The 11,586-nt window shown below is 70.4% G+C and carries 8 protein-coding genes; 6 read left to right on the top strand and 2 right to left on the bottom strand.

The genetic code is table 11. The features are described from left to right. Positions 1-13: 13 nt before the first annotated feature. A complete protein-coding gene (locus ACIOJD_RS14270; protein WP_401912564.1) occupies positions 14-1,453 on the bottom strand; it encodes a S1 family peptidase in 1,440 nt (479 codons plus the stop codon). 337 nt (positions 1,454-1,790) lie between these two features. Between ACIOJD_RS14270 and ACIOJD_RS14265 the strand changes: the two genes are divergently transcribed. Continuing rightward, entirely contained in the window at positions 1,791-2,663 is an 873-nt protein-coding gene (locus ACIOJD_RS14265) for a TauD/TfdA dioxygenase family protein (RefSeq protein ID WP_401912562.1), read from the top strand. Between the two features lie 172 nt (positions 2,664-2,835). Here ACIOJD_RS14265 and ACIOJD_RS14260 read toward each other — a convergent pair whose 3' ends face one another. Next, the gene (locus ACIOJD_RS14260) at positions 2,836-5,055 is read right to left on the bottom strand and encodes an NADP-dependent isocitrate dehydrogenase (protein ID WP_401912560.1); all 2,220 of its coding nucleotides are present in this window, start codon (positions 5,053-5,055) and stop codon (positions 2,836-2,838) included. A 248-nt stretch (positions 5,056-5,303) separates the two neighbouring features. On the opposite strand from ACIOJD_RS14260, the gene ACIOJD_RS14255 reads away from it, so the two are divergent. From ACIOJD_RS14255 to rbsD, 5 genes are read left to right on the top strand one after another with little or no spacing between them, the layout of a single operon-like run. After that, positions 5,304-6,521 carry a LacI family DNA-binding transcriptional regulator gene (locus ACIOJD_RS14255; RefSeq protein WP_401912557.1) on the top strand — a complete coding sequence of 406 codons (1,218 nt, stop codon included), beginning with the start codon at positions 5,304-5,306 and terminating at the stop codon, positions 6,519-6,521. After that, positions 6,518-8,113 (top strand): sugar ABC transporter ATP-binding protein, encoded by a 1,596-nt coding sequence (locus tag ACIOJD_RS14250; protein WP_401912554.1) that lies wholly within the window; start codon positions 6,518-6,520, stop codon positions 8,111-8,113. The genes ACIOJD_RS14255 and ACIOJD_RS14250 overlap by 4 nt, the downstream gene beginning before the upstream one ends. Then, positions 8,103-10,058 carry a substrate-binding domain-containing protein gene (locus ACIOJD_RS14245; protein WP_401912551.1) on the top strand — a complete coding sequence of 652 codons (1,956 nt, stop codon included), beginning with the start codon at positions 8,103-8,105 and terminating at the stop codon, positions 10,056-10,058. Before ACIOJD_RS14250 ends, ACIOJD_RS14245 begins: the two co-directional genes overlap by 11 nt. Positions 10,059-10,110: 52 nt before the next feature. After that, positions 10,111-11,178, top strand: a complete 1,068-nt coding sequence (locus ACIOJD_RS14240) for a ribokinase (RefSeq protein WP_401912549.1) — start codon at positions 10,111-10,113, stop codon at positions 11,176-11,178. Then, a complete protein-coding gene (rbsD, locus tag ACIOJD_RS14235) occupies positions 11,175-11,561 on the top strand; it encodes a D-ribose pyranase (protein ID WP_401912546.1) in 387 nt (128 codons plus the stop codon). The genes ACIOJD_RS14240 and rbsD overlap by 4 nt, the downstream gene beginning before the upstream one ends. The last annotated feature ends 25 nt before the right edge of the window (positions 11,562-11,586 follow it).

Raw genomic sequence — 11,586 nt, 5'->3', positions numbered from 1 at the left:
GCCGCTCCACGCGTCAGCTCCAGGTGGTGGAGTAGCCGGGATACTGCCGCCGCGCCGCTCCTGGCCGCAGCCGCCGGGTGGCGACGAGCCCGAGTATTCCTCCGAGGGTGATCAGCAGTCCCGGACCGATACGCGGGAGATGGCCGACGCCTTCGCGGACCGCCGCGGCGATGTCCTCCGTGCTCGGGATGAGGGAGTCGCCGGAGGGAGGAACAGGGGCGGCGGCGGGAACCGCCGGGGCGCCCGGGATATTCACCCCGAGGGCCCGCAACGCCTCGGTCACCGGCTGGAAGAAGGTCACACCTCCCCGGGCGCAGTCGCCACTGCCGCCGGACGTCACCCCGAGCGCCAGCCCCTGGGCGAAGAGCGGGCCTCCGCTGTCTCCGGGCTCGGCGCAGACGGAGGTCTGGATGAGTCCGGTGACGGTGCCCTCGGGGTAGTTCACCGTCGCGTTCAGCGCGGTCACCTGACCGGTGCGCAGCCCGGTGGTGCTGCCGTTGCGGAAGACCTGCTGGCCGATGGCCGGGTCCGCGGAGGCGGTGATCGCTACGCCCCGGCCCGCGCCGAGGTTCACCACGCTGCTCCGGTCGAGCGTCCTGTTCTGGTAGCGCACGAGGGAGTAGTCGTTGTCCGGGAAACTGCTCACGACCGTCGTGCCGATGTTCGTGGCTCCCTGGGTGTCCTCGGACCAACTGGTGCCGGTGGGACCGCAGTGCCCCGCCGTCAGGATGAAGCTGGTCTGGCCATTGGTGACATTGAAGCCGGCCGAGCACCGGCCACCGGGGGTGAAGATCGGGTCGGCGCCGCTGGTCCTGGTGGTGAACGAGCCCGCCGTCCGTCGCATGCTCACTTCGTCGCCCACCCGTCCGGCGACACCCTTCAGCTGCGACCAGTCGTCGGCGGAGACCGTGCTGTCGGCGAGCACCACCACCCTGTTGGACGCCGCGTCCACTGCCCAGGCGGTTCCGGCCACGCGGGGCGCCGCCCTCAACGTCTCGGCCGCGGAGTGCAGTTGGCGCATGCTGTGACGTACCAGCTTGGGCCGCGCCCCCGCCCGGCTGACCTCGTTCGCGGCGTCCTCATCGGTCACCGCGACCACCGCGTGTCCGTCGGCGGCGGTCCAGCTGCCCGCCGTACGGGACAGGCCAAGATCGGACATCAGGCTCGTGGCCAGAGCGGCGTCCCGAGGTACCTCGGCGGCGTCCATGTCGTCCGGACCGACCGCGGCTCCGGGATCCACGGAGGCGCCCTGATCCGCGGTGGCGCCGCCGGGGGAACCCTTGGCGTCCGGGGTGCCTCGCGCGTCCGGGGCCCGGGTGAGATGGCTTCCGGCCGGTTCGGGGGCCGACCACCCGTTCGTCACGCCCTGGCCGACCATCAAAGTCCCGCTGATCACTCCCGCGATGGCCGCGAACCGTGCGACATGCCACACGCACCGCCGTGTGTCTCTCACCGCCCTGCCTCCTTATGTCGTTCCCGCACGTTGTTCCGCGGCCTGGTCCCGTACGCCGTTTCCCGCGCATCGCGGGTGTCCGGCGCCCGGGGCGGACAGTCGGACGGCACGGCTCCCCTTTCATACGGATCTCTTCGCCGTCCCGCTCACTTCCTCGTCCCCTCCTCCCGCGGAGGAGAAGGGCTCGCTCGGAGGAGAAGGGCTCGCTCGGGATTCCGGTGTGACATCCGGTGCGGAATCCCACCGCGCACGGCCGGGGAATCGCCCTCCGCCGTCGGACAGTTCACCGGTACCCGAGAACCACCGACGCCACTGTCACCCACCGCAGGAGGACGCAATGGAGCAGTTCGCACTGGATGCGATCGAGCACATAACCACCAGGCCGCCGGAGAACTACGAGGCCCTCGTGGTCGGTCCCCTGACCCCACTGCTCGGCGCCGAGGTATCCGGGCTCGACCTCTCCAGAGAACTGACGGGCACTCAATTCACCGAGGTGAAGCGGGCTTTCCTCGCACACCACGTCCTGGTGTTCCGCGATCAGACACTGTCGGCCGAGGACCACAAGCGTTTCGCCGGGCGCTTCGGCCCACTGCGCCCGGTGGCGCCGGCTCCCGAGGGCTCCGATCCGTACGTCCTCGAAATCAGCGCCACCGAGGAATCGCGCGCCCCGGCCGACGCCGGATGGCACGCCGACGGCACGGCCGACGAGGAGCCTCCGCTCGGCTCGATGCTGTACCTCACCCGCACCCCGGAGATCGGCAGCGGCGGCGACACCCTGTTCGCCAATATGCACCTGGCGTACGAGACGCTGTCACCGGCCATGAAGACCTTCCTCGACGGCCTGACCGCCGTCCACGACGGCCTGCTTCCCTGGGACGGTCAGACCCCGCCGGCCGCATACGTCGTGCCCAGGAGCGAGCATCCGGTGGTGGCCCGGCATCCGGAGACCGGTCGCAAACTGCTGTTCGTCAACGGCGCCCACACCTCGCACATCGTGCAGCTGTCGCGTGGCGAGAGCAGGGCCGTACTCGACATGCTGTTCGCCCATATCGCCCGCACACCCATCCTGACCTGCCGCGTACGGTGGGAGCCCAACACCCTGGTCTTCTGGGACAACCGCTGCGTACAGCACCACGCGGCATGGGACTACTACCCCCACTCGCGCTACGGCCGGCGGGTCGCGATCGACGGCCAACGGCCGCAGGCCTGAGCCGTGGAGGCTCCGTGGACAGAACCGCCCCGGCGGGCCGATGCCTGCCGGGGCGGAACACGTACGCACGGAGGGTGGGCGCCCAGGGTGTACCTGAGCGCCCGCCTCCCGCTGTGGCCGTAGCCGTGGAGTGCTGTGGCTGTAGCCGTGGAGCTGCTGTGTGGCTGTCTCGTCAGCCGAGCGTCGCGAGCGCCTGGTTGAGCGTGGCCGACGGACGCATGACCGCCGAGGCCTTCGACGGGTCGGGCTGGTAGTAGCCGCCGATGTCGGCCGGCGAGCCCTGCACCGCGAGCAGTTCGTCGATGATCGTCTGCTCCTGCTCGGTCAGCGTCTTGGCCAGGGCCGCGAACGCCTCCGCGAGCTGCGCGTCGTCGGTCTGCCCCGCCAGCTCCTGTGCCCAGTAACGCGCCAGGTAGAAGTGACTGCCGCGGTTGTCGATGCCACCGACGCGACGGCTGGGCGACTTGTTCTCGTTGAGGAACGTGCCGGTCGCGCGGTCGAGCGTGTCGGCGAGCACCTGGGCGCGCGCGTTGCCCGTCGTCTGCGCGAGGTGCTCGAAGCTGACCGCGAGCGCGAGGAACTCGCCCAGGCTGTCCCACCGCAGGTAGTTCTCGTTGACGAGCTGCTGGACGTGCTTGGGCGCGGAGCCGCCGGCACCCGTCTCGAACAGTCCGCCACCGTTCATGAGCGGGACGACGGAGAGCATCTTGGCGCTCGTGCCCAGTTCGAGGATCGGGAACAGGTCGGTCAGGTAGTCACGCAGCACGTTGCCGGTGACGGAGATCGTGTCCTCGCCGCGGCGGATGCGCTCCAGGGAGAACGCCGTCGCGTCGACCGGCGTCATGATCTCGATCCGCAGCCCGTCGGTGTCGTGCTCCGCCAGGTAGGTCTTGACCTTCGCGATGAGGTTGGCGTCGTGCGCGCGGCCCTCGTCGAGCCAGAACACGGCCGGGTCGCCGGTCGCGCGGGCGCGGGTGACGGCGAGCTTGACCCAGTCCTGGATCGGCAGGTCCTTGGTCTGGCACATACGGAAGATGTCGCCGGCGCCGACCGCCTGCTCGAGCACGGCGTTGCCGTCCGCGTCGACGACCCGCACCGTGCCCGTGGCGGGGATCTCGAAGGTCTTGTCGTGGCTGCCGTACTCCTCGGCCTTCTGCGCCATCAGACCGACGTTCGGTACCGAGCCCATCGTGGACGGGTCGTAGGCGCCGTTGGCGCGGCAGTCGTCGATCACGACCTGGTAGATACCGGCGTAGCTGCTGTCGGGAAGGACCGCGAGGGTGTCGGCCTCCTCGCCGTCCGGGCCCCACATGTGACCGGAGGTGCGGATCATGGCCGGCATCGAGGCGTCGACGATGACATCGCTCGGTACGTGCAGGTTGGTGATGCCCTTGTCGGAGTCGACCATCGCCAGCGCGGGGCCGTCGGCGAGTTCGGCCTCGAAGGATTCCTTGATCTTCGCGCCCTCGGGCAGCGCCTCCAGGCCCTTGAGGATGCCGCCGAGTCCGTCGTTCGGGCTCAGGCCGGCCGCGGCGAGCGTCCGACCGTGCTCGGCGAACGTCTTCGGGAAGAAGGCGCGCACCACGTGGCCGAAGATGATCGGGTCGGAGACCTTCATCATCGTGGCCTTCAGGTGCACCGAGAACAGCACGCCCTCCGCCTTGGCACGGGCGACCTGCGCCGTGAAGAACTCACGCAGCGCGGCCACCCGCATCACCGAGGCGTCCACGACCTCGCCCGCCAGCACGGGCACCGACTCGCGCAGCACGGTGGTGCTGCCGTCGTCGCCCGCCAGCTCGATCCGCAGCGAGCCGGCCTCGGCGATGACCGCGGACTTCTCGGTGGAACGGAAGTCGTCGCCGTCCATGTGCGCGACGTTCGTCTTCGAGTCGGCGACCCAGGCGCCCATCCGGTGCGGGTGCGCCTTGGCGTAGTTCTTGACCGAGGCGGGCGCGCGGCGGTCGGAGTTGCCCTCGCGCAGCACCGGGTTGACGGCGCTGCCCTTGACCTTGTCGTACCGCGCGCGGACGTCGCGGTCCTCGTCGGTCTTCGGGTCGTCCGGGTAGTCCGGCAGCGCGTAGCCCTGCTGCTGAAGCTCGGCGATGGCCGCCTTGAGCTGCGGGATCGAGGCCGAGATGTTCGGCAGCTTGATGATGTTGGCGCCGGGCGTCTTGGCCAGCTCGCCGAGCTCGGCGAGTGCGTCGTCGACCCGCTGGCTCTCCTCGAGCCGCTCGGGGAAGCCGGCGATGATCCGCCCCGCCAGGGAGATGTCCCGGCGCTCCACGGTGACCCCGGCCGTCGAGGCATACGCTTCGATCACGGGCAAGAACGAATACGTCGCCAGGGCCGGGGCCTCGTCGGTGTGCGTGTAGATGATGGTCGAGTCAGTCACCGGGTGCTCCGCTCCACGTCTGCAACATTGCTCGACATCAAGATATCTCGTGACGCCCCCCTGTTCGACAGGGCCCCGCCCGCCTCCGTCCGTGGCGGAAACGCGCCACCTCGTCCCGGCTCCGGCACGGCCTGCACCATGAGCTTCGTCACGATCCGGTCTCGGAGTGTCCGCCCGCTCTTGCCTTCCGCTCGTGTAATCGATTCCAATCCTCCGTGTAATCGATTCCACGAGGAGGTGGACCGACGATGGCGGGCATCAAGGATGTCGCGGCCGAGGCGGGTGTGTCCGTCGCCACGGTGTCGCGCGTGCTCAACGACCATCCGTCGGTCAGTCCGGACGCCCGGACCCGGGTGCTCACGGCCGTCGAGACGCTGAGCTACCGGCCCAACGCGGTCGCCCGGTCCCTGCGCACCGACCAGACCCGCACGCTCGGCCTGGTCATCAGCGATGTGCTCAATCCGTACTTCACCGCCCTGGCCCGTGCCGTCGAGGAAGAGGCACGGACCCTCGGGTACAGCGTGATCATCGGGAATGCCGACGAGCGGCCCGAGTTGCAGGACCATCACGTACGTACGCTGCTCGACCGCCGGATCGACGGGCTGCTGGTGTCGCCCACCGACCAGGGATCGCCGCTGATACTCGACGCCGTGCGTGCCGCGACCCCGATCGTCTTCGTGGACCGGTGGATCCCCGGCGTGGAGGTGCCCGTCGTACGGGCGGACGGGCGCGCCGCCGTCCGGGACCTGGTGTCCCACCTGCTGCGGCTCGGCCATCGCAGGCTGGCGATCATCGCGGGCCCCGCCGCCACGACCACCGGCAGCGAGCGGGTCGACGCCTTCCGCGAGGCGCTGGGCGAGCAGGGCGTCGCGCTGCCCGACGCGTACATCGGCCAGGGCGATTTCCAGGCCGAGAGCGGACGCCGGGCCGCCGAGCGCTTCCTCGATCTGCCCGAGCCGCCGGACGCCGTGTTCGCCGCGGACAACCTGATGGCGCTCGGCGCGCTCGACGCGATCCGTACCCGGGGGCTGAGCGTCCCCGAGGACATCGCGCTCGCCGCCTTCGACGACATCCCGTGGTTCGTGCACACGGATCCACCGATCACCGCGATCGCACAGCCGACGGACGAACTGGGCCGGGCGGCCGTACGGGCGCTGGCCGAGCGCATCGCGGGCCGTGTCCCGCCGTCCGTGACACTTCCCGCCCGGCTGGTCGTACGGCGCTCCTGCGGCGCCGGCTTCCCGGCGGGACGCCGACAGCCCAACCGGCCGGATCCGGCCTCGTCGGCGCCGGATCCACCCGGTCCGCAGTCACAGACACCGGCAACGGCACCACGGCCACCGGCCCCGGACACAACGGCCCGGGACACAACGGCCCAGGACACAACAGCCCGGGACTCGACAACCCAGGGCTCATCGGCCCCCGCCTCCGAACCACGAACACGAACACGAAGGAGCAACCCGTGAGCCACCCTGACGAGTTGCTGCGTGTCGAAGGGATACGCAAGACCTTTCCCGGTGTGGTCGCGCTCGACGGCGTCGACCTCGATCTGCGCCGCGGCGAGGTGCATGTCCTGCTCGGCGAGAACGGCGCCGGCAAGAGCACGCTGATCAAAATGCTCTCCGGTGCCTACCGGCCCGACGCCGGGCGCGTGCTCGTCGGCGGGCAGGAGGTCCGTATCCACGGAGCCCAGGACGCGGAACGTCTTCGGATCGCCACCATCTACCAGGAGTTCAACCTGGTGCCCGACCTGACGGTGGCCGAGAACATCTTCCTGGGACGCCAGCCACGCCGCTTCGGCATGATCGACCGCAAGAGGATGGAGTCCGACGCGGCCGGACTGCTGGAGCGCGTCGGCGTCCGCACCCCGCCGTACGCCCTCGTGCGTGAACTGGGCATCGCCCAGCTCCAGATGGTCGAGATCGCCAAGGCCCTCAGCCTGGACGCCCGGGTGCTGATCATGGACGAGCCGACCGCCGTGCTGACCTCCGACGAGGTCGGCAAACTCTTCCGGATCGTGCGCACACTGCGCGAGGACGGCGTCGGCATCGTCTTCATCACCCACCACCTGGAGGAGATCGCGGCCCTCGGTGACCGTGTCACCGTGCTGCGCGACGGCCGGAGCGTCGGACAGGTGCCCGCCTCGACGCCCGAGGACGAACTCGTACGCCTCATGGTCGGTCGCGACATCGAGCAGCAGTATCCGCGCCGGACCGCGGAGTCCGGAGGGGCCGCGGAGACCGGAGGGCCCACGGAGTCCAGCGAGACCGGGACGGCGCTGCTGACCGTCAGCGGGCTGACCCGGCAAGGCGTCTTCCACGACGTGGACTTCGAGGTGCGCGCCGGTGAAGTCGTCGGTATCGCCGGTCTGGTGGGCGCGGGCCGTACGGAGGTCGTACGGGCGGTGTTCGGCGCGGACCGCTACGACACGGGGACCGTGCGGGTGGCCGGCGCCGAGCTGCCTCGCCATGACGTGAGCGCGGCGATGGCCGCCGGGATCGGGCTCGTGCCCGAGGACCGCAAGGGCCAGGGTCTGCTGCTGGACGCCTCCGTGGAGGAGAACCTCGGCCTGGTCACGCTGCGTTCGGCGACCCGGGCCGGGCTGGTGGACCGCGCGGCGCAGCGCGCCGCCGCCGCCCGTATCGCCGGACAGCTCGGCGTGCGGATGGCGGGACTGGAGCAGCGGGTGGGCACCCTCTCCGGCGGCAACCAGCAGAAGGTCGTCATCGGCAAGTGGCTGCTCGCCGACATCAGAGTCCTGATCCTCGACGAACCGACGCGCGGTATCGACGTCGGTGCGAAGGTCGAGATCTACCAGCTCATCAATGAACTGACCGCCGCCGGTCACGCCGTGCTGATGGTCTCCAGCGATCTGCCCGAGGTGCTCGGGATGAGCGACCGGGTGCTGGTGATGGCCCAGGGCCGGATCGCCGGTGAACTCGCGGCGGGCGAAGCGACACAGGACGCGGTGATGGCGCTCGCCGTCACCACCGCCACCACAACAGAACTCTCGGTCGACGACGTCGAAGAAGGAGTGGAGGGCTCTCGTGGCCACTGACACGCTCAAGAACACAACAGGTGGCGGTGGCGCCCCGGCGGTCCGCCGCCTCCTGCTCGACAACGGCGCGCTGAGCGCCCTGGTCGTCCTGGTACTGGCGATGTCAGTGCTCTCGGGCGACTTCCTGACCACACAGAACCTGCTCAATGTCGGTGTGCAGGCCGCCGTGACCGCGATCCTCGCGTTCGGTGTCACCTTCGTCATCGTCTCCGCGGGCATCGACCTGTCGGTCGGCTCGGTGGCGGCGCTCTCGGCGACCGTACTGGCCTGGTCGGCGACGTCCGAGGGCGTGCCGGTGTGGCTGGCCGTCGTACTCGCCGTCGTCACCGGCGTGGCCTGCGGACTCGTCAACGGCGCGCTCGTCTCGTACGGCAAACTCCCCCCGTTCATCGCCACGCTGGCGATGCTCTCGGTGGGCCGCGGCCTGTCCCTGGTGATCTCGCAGGGCAGCCCGATCGCCTTCCCCGGCTCCGTCTCGCGGATCGGTGACACGCTCGGCGGATGGCTGCCCGTGCCGGTCATCGTGATGGTGGTGATGGGGCTGGTCACCGCCGTGATCCTGGGCCGTACCTACATAGGCCGCTCGATGTACGCGATCGGTGGCAACGAGGAGGCGGCGCGGCTGTCCGGGCTGCGCGTCAAGCGGCAGAAGGTCGTCGTGTACGCGCTGTCGGGTCTGTTCGCCGCCGTCGCCGGTATCGTCCTCGCCTCCCGGCTCTCCTCCGCGCAGCCGCAGGCCGCGCAGGGCTACGAACTCGACGCCATCGCCGCGGTGGTGATCGGCGGCGCCAGCCTGTCCGGCGGTGTCGGCAAGGCGTCCGGCACGTTCATCGGCGCGCTGATCCTGGCGGTGCTGCGCAACGGCCTCAACCTGTTGTCGGTGTCGGCGTTCTGGCAGCAGGTCGTCATCGGGGTCGTCATCGCGCTGGCGGTCCTGCTCGACACGGCACGACGCCGCGCCGGTGCGACCCCCGTCGCCGCCGGAGCTTCGGGTACCGGCGGCTCCGGCCGCAAGGGCGCGCAAGCGGTGACGTACACGGTCGCCGCGGTGCTGGTGGCCGCAGTCATCGGCGGCATCTCCTTCTGGAACGGCGGTTCCTCCGGTGGGGGGACCAAGCTGGGCATGTCCGTCTCCACCCTCAACAACCCCTTCTTCGTACAGCTGAAGGCGGGCGCCCAGGCGGAGGCCAAGGCGCAGGGGGTCGACCTCACGGTCACCGACGCGCAGAACGACGCCTCACAACAGGCCAACCAGATCCAGAACTTCACCAGCGAGGGCATGTCGTCGGTGATCGTCAACCCGGTGGACTCGGACGCGGCGGGACCCTCCGTACGCTCCGCCAACAAGGCGGACATCCCGGTGATCGCCGCCGACCGGGGCGTCAACAAGGCCGACGTCGCGACGCTGGTCGCCTCCGACAATGTCGCGGGCGGCAAGCAGGCGGCGAAGGCACTGGCGGACAAGCTCGGCGGCAAGGGCCGGATCGTGGTCCTCCAGGGCACGGCCGGCACCTCCGCGAGCCGTGAGCGCGGCGCGGGCTTCGCCGAGGGCATCAAGGCGTTCCCGGGCATCAAGGTCGTGGCGCGGCAGCCCGCGGACTTCGACCGCGCGAAGGGCCTCGATGTGATGACCAACTTGCTCCAGGCGCACAGCGGTGTGAACGGGGTGTTCGCCGAGAACGACGAGATGGCGCTCGGCGCGATCAAGGCGCTGGGTGCCAAGGCCGGCACATCGGTCCCGGTGGTCGGCTTCGACGGCACGCCGGACGGTCTGAAGGCGGTCAAGGCGGGCACGCTGTACGCCTCGGTGGCACAACAGCCCAGGGAACTGGGCCGGCTCGCCGTGCGCAACGCCATCGAGGCCGCGCGGGACAAGGAGATCACCGCGGCGGTGAAGGTGCCGGTCAAGGTGGTCACGGCGAAGAACGTCGGCGCATTCTCCTGACGCGGCTTCTCGTGACACCGCTTCCACCGTCCCCCTACGGAGAGAGACAAGCATGTACGACTACGACCTGCTGGTCGTAGGGTCGGCAAACGCCGACCTGGTGATCGGTGTCGAGCGCCGCCCCGCCGCCGGGGAGACCGTGCTCGGCTCGGACCTGTCCATCCACCCGGGCGGCAAGGGCGCGAACCAGGCGGCGGCCGCCGCCCGTCTCGGGGCCCGTACGGCTCTGCTGGCCCGGGTCGGCGACGACGCGAACGGGCGGTTGCTGCTCGACTCGCAGCGTTCGGCCGGTGTCGACACGGACGGGGTACTGTCCGGCGGCGCGCCCACCGGGGTCGCGCTGATCACCGTCGACCCGTCCGGCGACAACAGCATCGTGGTGTCCCCGGGCGCCAACGCCCGGCTGTCCCCACGGGACATCCGGGACGCGGCGGGCCTGCTGAAGGCATCGCGGGTGGTATCGACACAGTTGGAGATCCCGCTGGAGACGGTCACCGAGGTGGTACGGAGCCTGGCCCCGGGCACCCGATTCGTCCTCAACCCCTCTCCCCCGGTACCGCTGCCCGCCGAGATCCTCGCGGCCTGCGATCCGCTGATCGTCAACGAGCACGAGGCACGGGTGGTACTCGGCGCCCCCGTCGGCGACGACGCGAGCGACGACGGAACACACGACGACGGGCCGGGCGACTGGGCGAAGGCGCTCCTCGCACTCGGCCCGCGGTCCGTGGTCATCACGCTCGGCGCACAGGGTGCTCTGGTGGCGGACGGCCGTACGTCGACGCCGGTGCCCTCCGCGCAGGTGCGCGCCGTGGACACCACGGGGGCGGGCGACGCGTTCACGGCGGCGCTGGCCTGGCGGCTCGGCGCCGGTGAGGACCTGGTGCCGGCCGCCTCCTACGCGGCGCGGGTGGGTGCCGCGGCCGTCACCAAGGAGGGCGCCCAGGCGTCGTTCCCGACGGCGGCGGAGGTGGCGTCACTGCGGGGCGACGGCCCGGATCACGTTCATGGCTCGGATCACGTCCACGGCCCGGATCACATCCAAGGCCCGGGTCACGTCCAAGGCTCCGGTCATATCGACAGCGGCGGTCCGGCCGCCCCGGGACGAGGAGTGTCCGAATGAAGAAGTCCGGAATCCTGAATCGTCATCTCGCGGGCGCGCTGGCCGAGTTGGGCCACGGGGACGAAGTCCTGGTCTGTGATGTGGGGATGCCCCTTCCCAGCGGGCCGCGGGTGGTGGACCTGGCGTTCCGGGCCGGGGTACCACGTTTCTCGGAGGTGCTGGACGGTCTGCTGACGGAACTGGTCGTGGAGGGCGCGACGGCGGCCCACGAGGTACGGGAGGCGAACCCGGAGGCGGCGCGGCTGCTGGCGGCGCTGCCCGGCCTCGCGTTCGTCACGCACACGGAGCTGAAGGAGCGGTCGGCACACGCGCGCCTGATCGTACGCACCGGGGAAGCGCGGCCGTACGCGAATGTGCTGCTGCGGTGCGGGGTGTTCTTCTGAGCCGCACCGCAGCTCGTCACCCGTA

The organism is Streptomyces sp. NPDC088116 (assembly GCF_044741745.1).
GTDB lineage: Bacteria > Actinomycetota > Actinomycetes > Streptomycetales > Streptomycetaceae > Streptomyces.
This window is presented reverse-complemented; position numbering and strand designations above follow the sequence as displayed.

Excerpts from the sequence above, each read along its gene's own strand:
- rbsD (WP_401912546.1), top strand. The coding sequence starts at position 11,175 with ATGAAGAAGTCCGGAATCCTGAATCGTCATCTCGCGGGCGCGCTGGCC.
- ACIOJD_RS14255 (WP_401912557.1), top strand. The coding sequence starts at position 5,304 with ATGGCGGGCATCAAGGATGTCGCGGCCGAGGCGGGTGTGTCCGTCGCC.
- ACIOJD_RS14265 (WP_401912562.1), top strand. The coding sequence starts at position 1,791 with ATGGAGCAGTTCGCACTGGATGCGATCGAGCACATAACCACCAGGCCG.
- ACIOJD_RS14240 (WP_401912549.1), top strand. The coding sequence starts at position 10,111 with ATGTACGACTACGACCTGCTGGTCGTAGGGTCGGCAAACGCCGACCTG.